Raw genomic sequence first — 16,619 nt, 5'->3', positions numbered from 1 at the left:
GGGCGGCGGGGTGTCGGTCACGCCACCGCGCTGGTCCGGCAGGTCCTTGCTGATCTTGAGGGGGTGGCCCTCGAACGCCTCTTTCATCCGGCCGATGAAGTTGTTCATCAGCTTGCGGGCGTTGTCGTCGTCACCGCCGGTGTGGACCCAACCGTCGGTCATCGTGTCGCCCTGGGTTTTATACCAGTCGAGAATGTCGTGCTTGTACCAGGCGTAGAGCGTGGCGTTGTTGTGGCTGTCGTCCGACAGCTTGCCCGCCGTGTTGTAGACCTTGCCGAGCTGGTCGAGCGCCTTCTGGGCGGAGTCGCCCTTCCAGTGCTTGATGATCTTCTTGGCGAAGTTGTTGGTCAGCTCGTCGGTCATCTCGGCCAGGACGTCCGCCGCGTCCTTGTAAGCGGTCGAGGCTTCGCCGACCTTGCCGGGATTCAGGGCCTTCAGCTTGTTCTTGACGTCCTCATGGCTCATGCCATCCGCGTTGTGGGAGCCGAAGGCCATCCCGTCGCGGATCGGGTAGTGCTCGGTGTTGTCCCCCATCGATCCTCCTTTCGGGCCGACGATCAGCTGAGGTTGGGATCACCGGTCGGATTGACGCCGTCCACGTTCTTCTTGGTGTTGCCGTGGGCGTTCTCGTACTGGTCCGCCGTCCGCTTCAGGTTCTCGATCACACCCAGATAAGCGGTCTCGATGGCGCCGATGTACTCCTGGAAACCGGTCTTGCTCGCAGTCGCCACATTGACGAATTGCTCGGAGCCCTGAATGTTGCCGAGGTCGGCCTGGGTGATCGACGTGGCGCCGACCTTGTTGAGCTTGCGCTTCCAGATGTCCAGCTTGTACTTCATATCGCCGGCGAGGCTCCGGAGCTCCGCCGGATCGACCTCGTAGCCGTCTTCGGCCTTGGCCTTCCATTCCCCGCGTTCAGGCTGCGTGCCCCGGGGAAGCGCATTGCTCGGGTCGTTCCACTTGCCGGCGTCGGCACCCGCGCTGTAATCGAAGTACAGTTCGCGCTGCCGCGATTCCGAGAGGTTGTTCCATTCGTCGCGGGTCATTCCCGTGACGGTCTGGTACTCCGGAATCTCCCCGCTCTCGTCCCGGCCCGCGGCGCCCACGTAGCGGTCGTGCACGACCTTCGCGAGTTCCGCGTCTGTCAGATAGTAATCACTCATCGCTGACCCTCCGGCGGATCACATCATCCCCGGCACATCTGCGTCGTGCGAGTCCTCCCCGGACCCGCACGACGTAGACGGACCTTGCTGACCCTGCGTCAGCCCGCCCAGATGTTCTGGTTGGCCCGCTCGGCCCCGCTGTAGTTGCTGTGCGCGTCGCCGATGACGACGCCGAGCTGGTTCAGGACCTGGCCGATGTGGGCCGCGGCGGCGTCCCACTGGCGCTTGGCGTCCCAGTAGGCGGACTGGGCGCCGCCCTCCCACTGGGCAAGGTTCTGCTCGAGGTTCTTCTCAAGGTCGTCGAGCTCGTCGACGAGGGCGCGGTAGGCCAGCGTGAAGTCGGCCTGAGCCTGCTGCATCGCGCCGAAATTGGCCTTGGTGTAGCTGTCGCTCACGATCGGAGTCCTTACGGTCGGAGGGATGGCGGAGGCGGTGGCCGATCAGGTGGCGCCGTTGAGCAGCTGGTTGATCTTGTTGACCGCGTCCTGCTGCTCCTGCTCCGTGCTCTCGTACGTGATCTTGGTCTGGACGAGCTTCTGGTGCATGCCCTCGAGGGCCGTCCGCACCTTGCCCATCTCGGTCTGGAACTCGGTGAAGACCCGGTCGAAGGACACCGCGGCGTTACCGGCCCAGCCGGCCATCAGCTGCGACTTGTGTCCGTCGAGCTGGCTCTGCAGGCCCTTGACGATGCCCGCGGAGTCCTCGATGCGCGTGGCGGCCTGCTGCATTGCCGCTCTGTCGGCTGCGGATGTGTTCCCCACAGTGTCACCTCCGTTTTCCGATTTCTGGTTGCGTCATCGGGAGAGTGAAGACGGACCGTAACCCCGGCCGGTCTGGGAGCAATCCCAATGACACGAAATGTCAGCGATCATAAGCCTTACGCCCACCTATGTCGACGCAACTGATGATCTAGCGGTTCATGTGATCTACATTACATTATGCCTTCGACGCCGAGACGGGCTGCCGAGCGAGCTTGGGGTCGAGGGCGGGGCCCTGCGGGATCAGGTGGATGACGCTGGACGGCACCGGCGCGGCCTGCTTGGCCTCGTAGCCGAGCTTCTTGGCGATGTCCGCGGACGGCAGCGCGAACCGGACGCCCTGGTCGTTGACGAGGGACAGCGAGCCGGAGCCCGCCGTGGAGGTGCTGTCGTCGCCGGCGGGCACCAGGCTCATCAGCGCCGCCCCGCCGGGCGGCAGCACCATCTGGTCGATCGTCCCGGACGAGCCCGAGGTGCCGGCGCCGAGCGCGCCCGCGGCCGGCACCGGCAGCGACCCGCCCATCGTCAGCTGCGCCGTCGACGAGCCGATCGGGAACACCGAGCACAGCGGCGTCCCGGCGTCCCAGGAGACGAACTTCGGCAGCGTCGGCGGCAGGTTGTTGTCCAGCAGCCGCGTCCCGGAGGCGATCGCCTGCGCGGACGGGACGTCCGTCGGCAGCGGCACGGCCTGCTCGCCGGGGTAGGCGGCGGTGGTCCGCACGTCGCGCAGCAGCAGCTGCGCCTGCGTCTCGTTGATCTGCGAGAGCCCGTCGGCCAGCATCACGTACCACAGCGCCTGCCCGCCGGCCCCGGTCTCGGCCTTGAACACCTGGCCGACGCGCGCCGACCCGTTCCGCGGGCCCGCGACCGACTTGCCCCGGCCGGGGACGTTCGGCGCCGCGAAGTTGCCCGCCGCGGGGATCGCGTTCAGCCAGGTCGCCGAGACCTCCACGGCGGCGGGGCCGCCGGTCAGCGCGGTCACCTGGTCCCCCGGGATCGTCATCTGCATCCGGTGGTCCTTCCAGACCACCCACGGGACGCCGCCGCTCTGCACGACGACGGCCTCGGTGTCGGCGAGCCGGCGTCCGCCCACCTTCCGGCCCGCGGCGAGCGCGCTGATCTGCCGCCGCACCCCGTTCGCCCCGGCCGCCTCGCGCGTGCACACCGACCAGGGCCCGCGGATGAGCTGGTCCTTGCCGGGCAGCGAGTCGGGCGCGCCGACGATGCCGATCATCGCGCCGCGCTCGAACTTCGCCAGCGACTTGCGCGAGACGGTGCGCCGCTCCGGCGTGCTGTCGGAGTCGAGGGCCAGCAGCGCGGACGCGTAGTTCGCGACCGGGAACATCTTCCCGTTCTGGGCGTTGTAGATGTACTTGGTGCCGGTCTCCTTCTCGATGATGAGCTGGCCGGCCTTGTCGAGGCCTTTGGCCCCGCCCGGGGACAGGATCCCCCAGATGCCGAACACGGCGATGATCAGCAGTCCGACCATCACGCCGGCGAAGGCGCCCACCGACAGCCGCCGCATCGGCGACTCGGCCACGTCCGGTTCGCCCTGCAGCAGGGCCAGCCCGACGCGCTGCGTCATCAGGCGGTGCGCCTGGTAGAGATCCCGCCGGTTCTGCATCAGCGCGTCACCCGGCCAGCCCGCGGACGCGGGAGTAGACGTCCAGCACCGCGAGCGCGAGCGGGATCAGCGCGATCATCACGAGCATGTCGAGGATGTCGCCCCACCGTCCCCAGACCGGGGTGGGGCGGTGGCCCGGCAGCCACAACGTCACCGCGACGACGATGCCGGTGAGCACCAGCAGCGGGACGAGCGCCACGGCGAGCGCGACGACCTGGCTGCCGTGCAGCGCCATCCCGATCGTCGTCAGCACCAGGCCGAACAGCCCGATCACGAGCATCCAGGAGCGCTGCCCGACGCCGCGGAAGATCCGGGCGCGCAGCAGCAGCGACACCGACATCGCGGTCGCCGTCGCCGGTCCGGCCCAGCCGCCCTCGCCGCTCAGGAAGAGCATCGCCCCGGCCGCGACGAGCGCGATCGAGGCGATGAGGCCGGTGGAGAACCGGTCGGCGGCCGCGGTCCGCGCGAGCACCTCGCGGCCGTTCACCGTCTCGGTGTCGCGGCGCAGGTCCTCGGCGCTGCCCGGGACGGGCGGCAGCGGCATCCGCGCCAGCTTGAACGACAGCGACGGGACCGCCGCGATGAACATCATCATGACGACCGCGCAGATGGCGGCGATCCCCGCGGCCGGGAGGTCGTCGAAGAAGAACCCGACGGCGGAGCCGATCACGCCCATCAGCGCGGCGAACGCGATGCCGAGGAAGACCGGCAGCCCGTCCGCGATGGCGAACGCGGCGATGATCGCGGCGAGCGCGGTCAGCCCGAACCCCGCCAGCAGGTGCGGTGCGCCGAGGTCGAGCAGTTCCAGGTCTTTGCGGGCGGGCGCGGCCAGCCCGGCGAGGAACGCGTACGGGAGGGCCGTGTAGCCGATGATCACGCCCGCGCCCGAGTCGGCGACCGCCCGCGACAGCACCGTCGCCATGATGAGCGCGACGAGCGCGACGATGCCCGCGGCGACCGCCGGGACGATCCACGGTGGCCCGGACAGCGCGATCACGACCGCGCCGACGAGCAGCGCGATCCCGCCCGCTCCGAGGCCGAACGAGCGGGTCGTGGTGGGGCGCCACCGGTCGGTGCGCTCGCGGATCCCGGACGCGATGACGTCGGCGACGTCGTCGAAGGACATCTCCGGGAGCTGCGCCATCCGCGGCCGGAAGTACAGGATCTCCCCGTCCCGGATGCCGAGGGCGCTCGTCGTCTGCGCGGCGTCGAACGGGTTGCCGTCGAGGCGCTGCAGCACCCAGCCGGAGTGGGCGAGACCGGCGTCCGCCATGTCCTCGCCGGCCGCGCGCAGCAGCGTGGGGAGCATGTGGGCGAGGGGCACGTCGGCGGGCAGGGAGACATCGATGCGCCGTTTGGGGGCGACGATGGTGACCCTGCACAGTTCGGTCATGGCAGGCGAGTTCACGGGAGCTCCCGTCCTCCAAATCAGCTCAGGGGGCGGATCCGAGCAACGCGCAGCTTAGGATGTGACGTCCGCCTACGCTAAAGCAACCTCAAAGTTTGACAAGTATCCCCCAAACGGGCCGGCCGTCTCCCCGCACCGGCCGCCCCGGCGTCGAAGCTCCGGAGGAACGCCGAGGTGAGCACGATCCTCGTGCGGCGCAAGGAGCGCCGCAAACCCCCGCCAGCCCCCAAGGGCGAACTGCTGCTCGAATCGCCGCCGGAGATCCCGGAACTGCAGAGCGGCGGCCTGCAGAACGTGCTCACGTACCTGCCGATGGCCGTGATGCCCCTGATGATGGGGCTGATGTTCCTCGGCGGCGGCACCCGCAGCCCGATCATGATGATCAGCAGCGGCGGCATGGCGCTGGCGATGGGCGGCATGATGCTCGGCCAGCTCGGCCGCGGCTCCGGTGAGCGCAAGTTCAAGCTGAACGGTGCGCGCCGCGACTACTTCCGGTACCTGTCGCAGGCCCGCCGCAAGGTGCGCCGCGCCGCCGAGCAGCAGCGCGAGTCGCTGGAGTGGAACAGCCCGGCCCCCGACTCGCTGTGGTCGCTGGTGATGAGCGCCCGGATCTGGGAGCGCCGCCCGAGCGACCCCGACTTCGGCAACGTGCGGATCGGCGCCGGCCCGCAGAAGCTCGCCGTCCAGCTGATCCCGCCGGAGACGCGCCCGGTGGAGGACCTGGAGCCGATGACGGCGGGCGCGCTGCGCCGCTTCGTCCGGGCGCACTCGACGGTGCCGAACCTGCCGGTCTCGGTGTCGCTGCCGTCGTTCGCGCGGATCCTGCCGATGGGCGACCCGGAGGCGGCCCGCGGCATGGTCCGCGCGATGATCGCGCAGCTCACCTCCTTCCACTCGCCCGACGACATGCGGGTCAGCGTGTGCGCGTCGGCCGAGGCGATGCCGCACTGGGACTTCGTCAAGTGGCTGCCGCACGCGATGCACCCGACGGTGACGGACGCGGCGGGGCCCGTCCGGCTGATGGCGGGCAGCCTCGTCGAGCTGGAGCGGATGTTCGGCGCCGAGGTGAAGGACCGGCCCCGGTTCACCCCCGGCCTGCAGCAGAGCGACCTGCCCTACCACGTCGTCATCGTGGACGGCGGCGCCGTCACCCCCGACTCGCAGATCGGCTCGGACGGCATCGAGGGCGTCTGCGTCATCGACCTCAGCGGCGCCGTCGCCCCGACCACCGACGGCACGATGCTGCGGCTGCGGGTCGCGCCCGACAAGATGGCGATGCTGCGCCGCGACCGCACCGGCAAGGACGTCCCGAGCATGCTGGGCCGGCCCGACGCGTTCAGCTACGTCCAGGCCGACGGCCTGGCCCGGCAGCTCGCGCCGCTGCGGGCGAGCGCCGCCAGCGGCCCGGAGATGGACGCGCTGTCGGCCGCGACGACGCTGACGACGCTGCTCGGCGTCCCCGACCCGGCGCGGATCGACCCGCGCCAGGCCTGGCAGCCGCGCGCGCCGCGCAACCGGCTGCGGGTGCCGATCGGCATGGACGCCGAGGGGCGCCCGATCGAGCTGGACATCAAGGAGGCCGCGCAGGGCGGGTACGGCCCGCACGGCCTGTGCATCGGCGCGACCGGTTCCGGTAAGTCGGAGCTGCTGCGCACGCTCGTGCTCGGCCTCGCGATGACGCACTCGTCCGAGGTGCTGAACTTCGTCCTCGTCGACTTCAAGGGCGGCGCGACGTTCCTCGGCATGGACGGCCTCCAGCACGTCTCGGCGATCATCACGAACCTGGAGGACGAGCTCCCGCTCGTCGACCGCATGTACGACGCGCTGCACGGCGAGATGGTGCGGCGCCAGGAGTGGCTGCGCGCCGCCGGCAACTACGCCTCGCTGCGCGACTACGAGAAGGCCCGCGAGCAGGGCGCGCCGCTCAAGCCGATGCCGACCCTGTTCGTCGTGCTGGACGAGTTCTCCGAGCTGCTGTCGGCCAAGCCCGACTTCGCCGAGCTGTTCGTGATGATCGGGCGGCTCGGGCGCTCGCTGGGCGTCCACCTGCTGCTCGCGTCGCAGCGGCTGGAGGAGGGCAAGCTGCGCGGCCTCGACACCCACCTGTCGTACCGGATCGGCCTGCGGACGTTCTCCGCGGCGGAGTCGCGGGTGGTCCTCGGCGTGCCCGACGCCTACGAGCTGCCGCAGGCGCCCGGCAACGGCTACCTGAAGATCGGCACGGAGACGATGACGCGGTTCCGCGCCGCCTACGTCTCCGGCACCTACCGGCCGGAGGACAACCAGGCGCCGCAGTCGCAGCAGGGGCCGCGCCAGGCCGCGCAGATCGTGCCGTTCACCCCGGCGTACGTGCGGCCGCAGATGCTGGAGCAGGCGCGGCAGCAGCGCCCGCAGGAGGAAGACGGCCCGCAGATCAGCCTGTTCGACCTCGTCGTGAAGCAGCTCGCCGGGCACGGCCCGCCGCCGCACGAGATCTGGCTGCCGCCGCTGGCGGAGCCGTCCACGCTCGACCAGGTCCTGCCGAACCTGCAGCAGACGCCCGAGTTCGGCTTCAGCACGGCCGGCTGGGACGGGCGGGGCCGGCTGCACGCGTTCGCGGGCATCGTCGACAAGCCGTTCGACCAGCGCCGCGACCCGATGTGGCTGGACCTGTCCGGCGCGGCCGGGCACATCGGCGTGGCGGGCAACCCGCAGGCCGGCAAGTCGACCCTGCTGCGGACCCTCATCACCTCGCTGGCCCTCATGCACACGCCGCAGGAGGTCCAGTTCTACTGCCTCGACTTCGGCGGCGGCGCGCTCGCGGCGCTGGCCGACCTGCCGCACGTCGGCGGCGTCGCGAGCCGGCTGGACCCCGACCGCGTCCGCCGCACGGTCGCGGAGGTGTCGGGGCTGCTGGAGTCGCGGGAGCGGTTCTTCACCGAGCGCGGCATCGACTCGATCGCCACCTACCGGCAGATGCGGGCCGCGGGCCAGATCGCCGGGGACGGCTTCGGGGACGTGTTCCTCGTCGTCGACAACTGGCTGACGGTCCGGCAGGAGTTCGAGGCGGTCGAGGCGACCGTCACCGACCTCGCCGCGCGCGGCCTCGGCTACGGCATCCACGTCGTGGCCTCGACGAACAAGTGGTCGGAGTTCCGGCTGACGATCCGCGACCTGCTGACGACGAAGCTGGAGCTGAAGCTCGGCGACCCGTACGAGTCGGAGATGGACCGCAAGATCGCCGCGAACGTCCCCGAGGGGCGGCCCGGCCGCGGCATCACCCGCGAGGGGCTGCACTTCCTCGGCGCGCTGCCGCGCATCGACGGCACCGCCTCGGCGGGCGACCTCGGCGACGGCGTCCGGCACCTGGTGCGGACGGTGCAGGCGGGCTGGCAGGGCCGGCCGCCCGCGCCGCCCGTCCGGATGCTGCCGGACGTGCTGCCGCACGCCTCGCTGCCGGCGGTGGCCGAAACCGGCAAGCGGGTCCCGATCGGCATCGACGAGGACACGCTGTCGCCCGTCCTGCTGGACTTCGACAACGACCCGCACTTCGTCGTGCTGGGCGACAACGAGTGCGGCAAGTCCAACCTGCTGCGGCTCATCGTCGAGTCGATCAAGGAGCGGTACACGACCGCGGAGGCGCGGATCATCATGCTCGACTACCGCCGGGCGCTGCTCGACTCGGCGGAGAGCGAGCACGTCATCGGCTTCGCGGCGTCCTCGACGGCCGCGGCGGGGCTGATGAAGGACGTGCACGGTGCCCTGGTGAACCGGCTCCCGCCGTCCGACCTGACGCCGGAGCAGCTGCGCAACCGGTCCTGGTGGAGCGGGTCGGAGCTGTTCCTGGTGGTGGACGACTACGACCTGGTCGCCACCCCGTCCGGGAACCCGCTCGCGCAGCTCGCCGAGCTGCTGCCGCAGGCCCGCGACATCGGCATGCACCTGATCATCTCCCGCACCATGGGCGGGGCGGGCCGCGCCATGTTCGACCCGATCCTGCAGCGGCTGAAGGACATGGCCAGCCCGGCGCTGATCATGTCCGGCAACAAGGACGAGGGCAATCTGTTCGACGTGCGGCCGAGCCCGCTGCCGCAGGGCCGGGGCACGCACGCCGACCGGCGCGCCGGCAAGCGCCTCGTGCAGACGGCCTTCTACGGCCAGGAGAGGTAGGCGTTCCAAACGAAAGAGCCCCGGGCCGGCCGGCCCGGGGCTCTTTCGTTTTCCAGGTGCTTTCGGTGCGCGTCCCGCTCGCCTTAGCGGCGGCGTCGGGGTCAGTCGCGGTCCTCGGCGGGGAGGGCGGCGCGTCCCGGGCGCCAGCCGCGCCGGCGGCCGAGCGGGATGATCGCCCCGGCGAACGCGACGGCCAGCGCGGTCGCGACGGCGCCGCCGCCGACGGCCAGCGCGATGCCGCGGCTCCGGTGGTCGACGGGCTCCGGCTTGGGGAAGTGGACGGCGCCGCCCAGCGGCCGCGGACCTGCCGCGCCCGGCGTGGCGGTCGGGTCGACGAGCGCCGACACCGCCTGCAGCGGGCTGATCATGCCGTGCCCGCTGCCCTGCCCGTTGCCGCCCTCCGCGGTGATCAGGATCCGGTTGATGACCTGCTGGTAGGTCAGCTTCGGATGGCGGGCGCGCACCAGCGCCGCGACGCCGGCGGCGTAGGGGGCGCCGAAACTCGTGCCCTGCAGGCCCCCGGCGTAGCCGTCGCCGAGGGTCGAGATGACGTTCTCGCCCGGCGCCGACACGTCGATGCGGGACTTGATGTTGGAGAACCCGGTGATGGTGCCCGCCTCGTCCACGGCGGCGACCGACAGGACGCCCTTGTAGCTCGCGGGGTAGGCGGCGGTCTCCTTGCCGCGCTGCTGCTCGGTGACGTTCCCGGCGGCGGCGACGATCAGCGCGTCGCGGCGCTGCGCCCCCCGGACCGCCGCGCGCAGCGCGGGCGTGTCCGGTGCCGCGGACGACACGTTGATCACCTTGGCGCCGTGCTCGGCGGCCCAGGTGATGGCCTTCGCCAGCAGCGTGTTGTCCACCGTGTTCTCGCCGGAGGCGAACTTGGCGTTCAGCAGCTTGACCTGCGGGGCCACCCCGACGAAGGGGACGTTCTTGGCGCGCATGTCGGCCCCGGCGATGATGCCGGCGACCTCGGTGCCGTGCCCGAGGCAGTCGTCCGGCGTGGTGCCGGACGCGTCGTAGGCGCCGACCACCTTGCCCCGGAGCTGCGGGTGGCGGGCGTTGACGCCGCTGTCGACGACGGCGACGGTGACGCCCTGCCCGCGGGTGATCCGCCACGCCTGCTCGAAGTCGAGCCGGCGCTGCGCCCACGGCTCGACGGTGATCGCCGACGCGGGCTGCCCGATCGGCCGGTTGCACTTCGGCGCGGGAGCGCGGGGCGCCCTCGCCGGTGCCGACGGCTTCTTCGACGGCTTCTTGGTCGCCGGGCTCTTGGTCGTCGGAGCCGCCAGGGGCCGGTCCGCCGGGGCCGCGCCCGGGGCCGCGGCCGCCGCCGGCGCGAACGCCAGAACGGACGTCAAGGCCAGACTCGCGGCGCCCGCCGCGATTCGCCCTTCGCGCATGCCTCGTCTCTCCTGACGTGTGCGGACCCCAAGACTCTAAGGGATCGCGGGGCGGAGCATCACGCCCGCGCGACCACATCCCGGTGCATTATCGTCGTGCGGGTGAATTCCACCGCACCGGTCTTTCCGCCCCCCGCGGGTGAGACGCGGAGCGCGCCCGCGCGGCGGTGGATCGTGCCCGTGTGCACGCTGGCGCTGGTCGCCGTCCTGGCCGCGGGGGTGTGGGCCGCGGGCGGGTTCGCGGAGAAGCCGGAGCAGCCGGCCAAGAAGGCCGGGGAGCGGCTCGACCTCGGGCTGTTCGAGGTGACCGTCCGCGATGTGCGGATCGGGCTGGCCAACACGTTCGGCAGCGACAAGAAGCGCTTCCTCATCATGCGGATGCGGGTGCTCAACAAGGGCAAGGAGACCGAGTCGCTCGGCACCGGCGGCCTGACGGACGGCGTCGTCGCGCTCACCAAGGCCGGCAAGTGGGTCAAGCCCGAGCGGATCGAGGGCGTCGCGGGCGGCGCGGGGACCGGCACGGCCCAGCCGGGGCTGCCGGTGGAGGCGTCCGCGATGTGGGAGATGGGCCCGGCCGACGCGCCGAAGAAGCTGACCGTCGGCCTGCGCGAGTGGAAGTACGAGCACGGGTTCACCGACACGAGCTTCAACTGGATCGTCGACCAGCGGAGCGACGAGTTCGCCGGCCGCCTCACGCTCGCGGTGGGCGCCTCATGACCGCGCGGCGGGTGCTGCTGCGGGGCGGCGCCGCGATCGGCGGGACGGCCCTGCTCGCGGGCGCGATGTGGCTGCACTCCGTCCGGCCGGAGGTGCGGGCGGCGGAGCTCGACCCGATCCGGACCGGCGGGACCGTCGGCGAGGAGGTCGAGACCCGCGACTTCACCGTGCGGGTCGACGGCGTGGACGCGGCGCGGTCGCTGGAGCCGAGCCTGACGCTGGGCGGCAAGCCCCCGGTCGGGACGGACGGCGTCTACCTGATCGTCCGGCTCAGCGCGACGGCGGCGCGCGAGCCGCTGCAGCTCAGGACGGCGGAGCTGGAGACGCCGGGCGGCTACACGTTCCGGCAGGATCCGCGCCCGTCGGACGTCTCGGTCGACCAGCCGACGTACCAGCCGATGATCTGGACGTCCACCAAGGTCGTGTTCGAGCTGCCGAAGGAGCGGGTGGAAGGCGCGCATCTGGTGGTCGGCACCGGCGGGCTGCTGCCGCAGCTGTCCTCGGCCGCCGACATCGACCTCGGGCTCGGCGAGGAGAAGGCGGCCCGGCTCGTCGCCGAGGCGGCCGAGCGGTACAAGGTGCGGACGCCGTGACGGCCTCCGAGACCCGTCCGGACGGGATCCCGCTGCCCGACCTGTCCGGACGGTCCGGGATGCGGCCGCGCGACCGGCGCGTCGTGCAGGCGGTCGCGCTCGTGTGCGCGATGGCGGCGATGCTCGTCATCCCCTGGGCGGACGAGACCGGCCTGGTCCGCGACTCGCTGAAGCCGCCGGAGAAGGTGACGACGCTCCCCGAGGGCCAGATCGGCGAACTGGTCGGGGCGCAGTGGAAGGTCTTCGACCGGCGGACGGCCGCGCCGCTCGGCGACCAGGGCGGCGGCGACGTGGTGGAGCTGCGGATGGAGTTGGCCGTCCGGCCCGCTGACGACGCCAGCGCCAAGGCCGTCGGCTCCTACGGCCTGCAATACCGCTTCCACGACGGCGACGGCCGCGTATGGTTCGCGAACGCGCTCCGGACGGCCGAACCGAAGGCGGGCGTCGCGATGCGCGTCACCGTCAGGGGGACGGTGCCCCGTGCCAAGGCGGACGAGCTGGAGCTGCGTATCCAGGCACCGAAGGAGACGCGGAAGCAGGGGACGCCACTGGCTTCGCTGCGTTTCTCGCGCTGACCCGCGCCATCACCAGGTTGAACGCCGCCGCCAGCAGGCACACGCGCAGGACCTCGAAGACGAGCCCCGTCCCGTAGCCGATGGCGGGCAGCCACTGCATCCACCAGGTGACCTCGTGCGGGCCGATCAGCTCGTAGACGAGCCGCCGGGACGCGTCCTCCCCCACGTAGAGCCCGGCGAACAGCAGGCAGAACGTGGCGAACGGCATCATCCCGGACCGGCGGACCAGGCGGAGCCCGTACCAGGCGGGCAGCCACATCTCCCGGAACCCGCGGGTGAGCAGCTCCCGGGGGCTGTTGACCCGGTCGATCGCGCCCGCCCGCGCGAGCCGTCGCCCGGCCCGGCCGCCGCCGAGCACGACCCGCTCGTCGCCCGCGTCCAGGCCGAGGATCACCCCGGCGATCACCAGCCAGATCAGGGCGCCGAGCACGGCGTCCTTGAACGGCGGCCACACGTCGAAGGCCGGGCCGGCGACGCCGGTCACCCAGCCCCACACCTCGCGTCCGGTGAGCCAGTCGGTGCCGAGGCCGCGCAGGTGGTCGATCGTGAAGATGCCGAACAGCGCGAAGTTGATCTCCAGGAAGGCGACGAGCGCGCCGATGGCGCGGGGCAGCCGCTCCTCCAGCCGCCACTCCGCCAGCACCTTCAGCACGAACAGGCCCGCGGTGAGGCCGATCGCGAGGCCGATGTGCTTCTCCAGCGACAGCAGCATCCCGGCGGCCTCGATCTGCCCTTCGAGACCGCCCTCGGCGAACCCGCGGCTCGCCGCCGCCGACGCGAACTCGCGGGCGTCCTCGCTCTGCAGCCCCCACGCCAGGTAGAAGATGACGAACGGGAGCGCGGCGCGGCCGATCGCGCCGATCACCGGCTCCTCGTTGCCGACCGCCCACGGCGTGAGGTCGCCGTCCGCCTCGCGGGCGTGCACCACGTCCAGGCCCTCGCGGACGCTGTGCACCATCAGCACCGTGACCGTCAGCGTGATCACCACGAGCAGCCCGATGGTGACGATCGGCGCGACGGACGCGGCCGTGCCCTTCATCGCGCCGAGCCGGTAGCCGCCGTACATCGCGCCGTAGCGCAGCAGCTCCCCCACGGTGAACCACAGGGCCAGCGGCAGGGCGAACCGCCCCGCGAGCTTCAGTGCGGCCCACGGGAGGATCAGCGGCGAACGGGCGGACGGCCAGGCCATGGCGCCCGATCGTAGAGGATCCACGCGAAACGCCGGTCTAGGACACCGGGCACGTGCAGTACGGCGAAGGCGGACGACCCGGGAACGAGGGTGAGGAAGCCCCCGGAACACGACGGACCCCGTCGTCCCGGGTGGGGCGGGACGACGGGGTCCGAAGGTCCGGGCCGCCGCCGCGCCGGACGGGCCGGCGCGGCGGTCAGCCGGTGGGCCGGGTCAGATGGCGACCTCGAGGCCGGCGACCTCGCCGGTCTTCGCGGTGACGGTGCTGTCGATGCTCACGCCGCCGGCCGCGAGGACGCGGACGGTCCAGTCGCCGTCGGCGGCGAAGAACCGGAACACGCCCTCGTCGCCCGTGACCACCTCGGCGGTGAACTCGCCGGACGAGTCGAGCAGGCGGGCGTAGGCGCTGGACACCGGGACGCCGCCGCGGGTGACGGTGCCCTGGATCACGGCCTCGTTGGTCAGGTCGACGGTCGCAGGCAGGTGCGCCGTCTGCTCGGGCGCTGCGCAGCCCTGGGTCATTGCTCCTCCAGTCCTCGGAAGGTCAGCGGACTTACTTGCCGGCGCCGAGCTCGATCGGCACGCCGATCAGCGAGCCGTACTCGGTCCAGGAACCGTCGTAGTTCTTCACGTTCTCGATGCCGAGCAGCTCGCGCAGCGCGAACCAGGTGTGCGAGGAGCGCTCGCCGATCCGGCAGTAGGCGATGGTGTCCTTGCTCAGGTCGACGCCGGCCGCCGTGTACAGCTCGCGGAGCTCCTCGTCGGACTTGAACGTGCCGTCGTCGTTGGCCGCCTTCGACCACGGGATGTTGGCCGCGGTCGGGATGTGGCCGGCCCGCTGCGACTGCTCCTGCGGCAGGTGCGCCGGGGCGAGCAGCTTGCCGCTGAACTCGTCGGGGGACCGGACGTCCACCAGGTTCTGCTTGCCGATCGCCTCGACGACCTCGTCGCGGAAGGCGCGGATGGACAGGTCCTGGTCCTTGGCCTTGTAGTCGGTGGCCGGACGGGACGGGACGTCGGTGACCAGCTCGCGGGAGTCGAGCTCCCACTTCTTGCGGCCGCCGTCGAGCAGCTTCACCTTGTCGTGGCCGTACAGCTTGAAGTACCAGTACGCGTAGGCGGCGAACCAGTTGTTGTTGCCGCCGTACAGGATCACCAGGTCGTCGTTGGCGATGCCCTTGGCGGACAGCAGCTGCTCGAACCCGGTCTTGTCCACGAAGTCGCGGCGGACCGGGTCCTGCAGCTCGGTCTTCCAGTCGATCTTCACGGCGCCACGGATGTGGCCCTTGTCGTACGCGGACACGTCCTCGTCGACCTCGACGAGGACCAGACCGGGGTCGTCCAGGTGGGACTCAACCCAGTCGGTGTCCACCAGGACGTCTGAGCGGCTCATGCGGGAACCTTCCTCTCGGAGCGGAATTTCGCGGTGACACGTCGGAAGAGCAGGTACATCTCGCAGCCGAGGCAGAACCCGAACACCGCGTTCAGGAACGCCGCCGCCAGCGCGAGGGCGGTGGCACCGATGCCGAGCCAGGTGGTCCCCGTCGCGTATCCGGCGGTTCCGGCCAGGGCGAACGCCAGCCCGACACCCTGCGCGAAGCGGGGCGCGGCGGCGTCCTCCAGTTCCCTGGGCGGCGCGAGCCGGGGACGGATCAGCACTCTGAACAGCAGCCCGTACGGGGCGTACCGCAGGCCGAGGAAGGTCGCGAGAGCGAACACGGCGGCCTGGGCGGCGAGCAGGGCCCCGCTCCCGGTGACCAGGACCACGGTGAGGACGACGGTCGTGACCGCCGCGCCGAAGCGCGGCCCACGGGGATCAACCTGCATCGGGGACTCCTGGCGGAGCGGAAGCGTGCGTACGAGCTGGGAAGTCGGAAATGCTCGGGGGCGGACGGGCTCGATGCCTCAGGCCGGACGACAGAGCGAGGCGGCCACGCGGCAGAAGTCGACCGCGCGGCGCTTCGTGAGCATCTGCTCTGTCCAGTAACGCACGGACTCGATGTTAAGCGGCAATCCACGCGCTGTCACATCTGTCTCGCCTTCCGAGACGGTGACAGTCGTCTTGACGCAGGTCGCGGGGCTGCCGATCACCGGATCACCTCGCCGAGGGCCGCGATGACGTCGGGCTTGCGGGGCGCTCCGGTGGCGCGCCGGACGACCCGTCCGGCGGGGTCCAGCACGAGGACGGTCGGGGTCCGCACGATGTTCAGCCGGCGGACGAGATCGAGGTGCGCCTCGGCGTCCAGCTCGACGTGGGCGACGCCGTCCACCATCCCGGTGACCTCGCCGAGGACGCGGCGGGTGGCACGGCACGGCGCGCAGAACGCGCTGGAGAACTGGAGCAGCGTGGCCTTCGCGCCGAGTTCGGCGCCCAGGTCCTCGGGCCGGACGGTCTCCGCCACCTCGTCGTCCTTCCCCCGCCGCGCGCGCGTCGCGTCCCGGCCCGCGCGCAGCACGCCGTCACGGCGCCGCCGCACGAGGCCGAACGCCGTGGCCGCGATCAGGACCGCCGCGGCGATCAATGCTCCGGTCATCGGTATGCACAACCTCGCGGGACCGCGTGTTTCTTCCCCGGACCGGGCCCGGCCGGGCAGGGCGCTCAGGTGGGGATGGTGAGGATCGGCCGCCCGTCCAGCCCGACGACCTCGAACGAGAACAGCTGGCCGCGCGGGAACATCGTCGACCCGCGGTACTCACCGTAGCCCTCGTCGTACGGGACGTACCAGCTGCCGAGGGCGTCGCGGCGGCCGTCCCGCGCGATCACCTGGAGCCGGCAGTGCGACCCCTTCGGCACCCCGGCCAGATGGAGTTCGACCTCGGTCCCCCACGCCTTCTTGCGGAGCACCACGTAGCCCTTGACGTCGCCCTTCGGGTTCGCGGCGCTGATCTTCTCGGCGGTCGCCGCCGGGGAGGCCGTCGCGGACGGCGACTCCTGCGCCGCCGCGCCGCCGCCGTCCCGGCCGACCGGCAGGACGAACCCGCCGAACAGGCCCCCGATGACCAGCAGCAGGCACGCGGCGGCGGCGAGCGGGGCCCACCC

General features: G+C 71.6%; 17 protein-coding genes and 1 pseudogene. 4 read left to right on the top strand and 14 right to left on the bottom strand.

Annotated elements, in window-relative coordinates; genetic code table 11:
• The 6 genes from ETD96_RS24625 to eccD all read right to left on the bottom strand — a co-directional run.
• The coding region (locus ETD96_RS24625) for a hypothetical protein (protein WP_138638850.1) at positions 1 to 534 on the bottom strand (534 nt) is incomplete at its 3' end.
• Between the two features lie 23 nt (positions 535 to 557).
• The gene (locus ETD96_RS24620) at positions 558 to 1,163 is read right to left on the bottom strand and encodes a hypothetical protein (protein ID WP_138638849.1); all 606 of its coding nucleotides are present in this window, start codon (positions 1,161 to 1,163) and stop codon (positions 558 to 560) included.
• A 98-nt stretch (positions 1,164 to 1,261) separates the two neighbouring features.
• Complete coding sequence (locus ETD96_RS24615) at positions 1,262 to 1,558, bottom strand: WXG100 family type VII secretion target (protein WP_240808131.1); 297 nt, start codon at positions 1,556 to 1,558, stop codon at positions 1,262 to 1,264.
• A gap of 45 nt (positions 1,559 to 1,603) precedes the next feature.
• Positions 1,604 to 1,891, bottom strand: coding sequence for a WXG100 family type VII secretion target (locus tag ETD96_RS24610; RefSeq protein WP_138638848.1), 288 nt, complete (start codon positions 1,889 to 1,891; stop codon positions 1,604 to 1,606).
• Between the two features lie 208 nt (positions 1,892 to 2,099).
• Complete coding sequence (gene eccB / locus ETD96_RS24605; protein ID WP_138638847.1) at positions 2,100 to 3,545, bottom strand: type VII secretion protein EccB; 1,446 nt, start codon at positions 3,543 to 3,545, stop codon at positions 2,100 to 2,102.
• Positions 3,546 to 3,552: 7 nt separating this feature from the next.
• On the bottom strand, positions 3,553 to 4,938 hold the full coding sequence (gene eccD, locus ETD96_RS24600; protein WP_240808129.1) for a type VII secretion integral membrane protein EccD: 1,386 nt from the start codon (positions 4,936 to 4,938) through the stop codon (positions 3,553 to 3,555).
• A 189-nt stretch (positions 4,939 to 5,127) separates the two neighbouring features.
• Here eccD and eccCa point away from each other — a divergent pair, with 189 nt between their 5' ends.
• Positions 5,128 to 9,102, top strand: coding sequence for a type VII secretion protein EccCa (eccCa, locus tag ETD96_RS24595; RefSeq protein WP_138638845.1), 3,975 nt, complete (start codon positions 5,128 to 5,130; stop codon positions 9,100 to 9,102).
• Between the two features lie 101 nt (positions 9,103 to 9,203).
• Here eccCa and ETD96_RS24590 read toward each other — a convergent pair whose 3' ends face one another.
• Entirely contained in the window at positions 9,204 to 10,505 is a 1,302-nt protein-coding gene (locus ETD96_RS24590; RefSeq protein ID WP_138638844.1) for a S8 family serine peptidase, read from the bottom strand.
• Positions 10,506 to 10,607: 102 nt separating this feature from the next.
• On the opposite strand from ETD96_RS24590, the gene ETD96_RS24585 reads away from it, so the two are divergent.
• The 3 genes from ETD96_RS24585 to ETD96_RS24575 are packed head-to-tail and all read left to right on the top strand — an operon-like array spanning position 10,608 to position 12,390.
• Positions 10,608 to 11,222 (top strand): hypothetical protein, encoded by a 615-nt coding sequence (locus ETD96_RS24585; protein ID WP_138638843.1) that lies wholly within the window; start codon positions 10,608 to 10,610, stop codon positions 11,220 to 11,222.
• A complete protein-coding gene (locus tag ETD96_RS24580; protein WP_138638842.1) occupies positions 11,219 to 11,815 on the top strand; it encodes a hypothetical protein in 597 nt (198 codons plus the stop codon). Before ETD96_RS24585 ends, ETD96_RS24580 begins: the two co-directional genes overlap by 4 nt.
• Complete coding sequence (locus ETD96_RS24575; protein WP_138638841.1) at positions 11,812 to 12,390, top strand: hypothetical protein; 579 nt, start codon at positions 11,812 to 11,814, stop codon at positions 12,388 to 12,390. Before ETD96_RS24580 ends, ETD96_RS24575 begins: the two co-directional genes overlap by 4 nt.
• On the opposite strand, the gene ETD96_RS24570 is transcribed toward ETD96_RS24575, so the two are convergent.
• From ETD96_RS24570 to ETD96_RS45005, 7 genes and pseudogenes are all read right to left on the bottom strand, one after another.
• Positions 12,278 to 13,579 (bottom strand): hypothetical protein, encoded by a 1,302-nt coding sequence (locus ETD96_RS24570; RefSeq protein WP_138638840.1) that lies wholly within the window; start codon positions 13,577 to 13,579, stop codon positions 12,278 to 12,280. The two genes, ETD96_RS24575 and ETD96_RS24570, sit on opposite strands and share 113 nt — an antisense overlap.
• A 213-nt stretch (positions 13,580 to 13,792) precedes the next feature.
• Positions 13,793 to 14,101 (bottom strand): DUF1416 domain-containing protein, encoded by a 309-nt coding sequence (locus ETD96_RS24565; protein ID WP_138638839.1) that lies wholly within the window; start codon positions 14,099 to 14,101, stop codon positions 13,793 to 13,795.
• 31 nt (positions 14,102 to 14,132) lie between these two features.
• Positions 14,133 to 14,972 carry a sulfurtransferase gene (locus ETD96_RS24560; protein WP_138638838.1) on the bottom strand — a complete coding sequence of 280 codons (840 nt, stop codon included), beginning with the start codon at positions 14,970 to 14,972 and terminating at the stop codon, positions 14,133 to 14,135.
• Positions 14,969 to 15,406: a DUF4395 domain-containing protein gene (locus ETD96_RS24555; RefSeq protein WP_138638837.1), complete on the bottom strand. Its 438-nt coding sequence runs from the start codon at positions 15,404 to 15,406 to the stop codon at positions 14,969 to 14,971. Before ETD96_RS24555 ends, ETD96_RS24560 begins: the two co-directional genes overlap by 4 nt.
• 78 nt (positions 15,407 to 15,484) lie before the next feature.
• Positions 15,485 to 15,670 carry an Ms5788A family Cys-rich leader peptide gene (locus ETD96_RS24550; RefSeq protein WP_138638836.1) on the bottom strand — a complete coding sequence of 62 codons (186 nt, stop codon included), beginning with the start codon at positions 15,668 to 15,670 and terminating at the stop codon, positions 15,485 to 15,487.
• Complete coding sequence (locus ETD96_RS24545; protein ID WP_420884780.1) at positions 15,667 to 16,056, bottom strand: TlpA family protein disulfide reductase; 390 nt, start codon at positions 16,054 to 16,056, stop codon at positions 15,667 to 15,669. The genes ETD96_RS24550 and ETD96_RS24545 overlap by 4 nt, the downstream gene beginning before the upstream one ends.
• A gap of 122 nt (positions 16,057 to 16,178) precedes the next feature.
• Positions 16,179 to 16,619 (bottom strand): annotated as a pseudogene (locus ETD96_RS45005) (hypothetical protein); the annotation flags it as partial.

Origin of the sequence: Actinomadura geliboluensis, assembly GCF_005889745.1 — a bacterium.
Taxonomy (GTDB): domain Bacteria; phylum Actinomycetota; class Actinomycetes; order Streptosporangiales; family Streptosporangiaceae; genus Spirillospora; species Spirillospora geliboluensis.
Note: the sequence above shows the minus strand (reverse complement) of the source record. Positions and strands in the feature narration are given on the sequence as shown.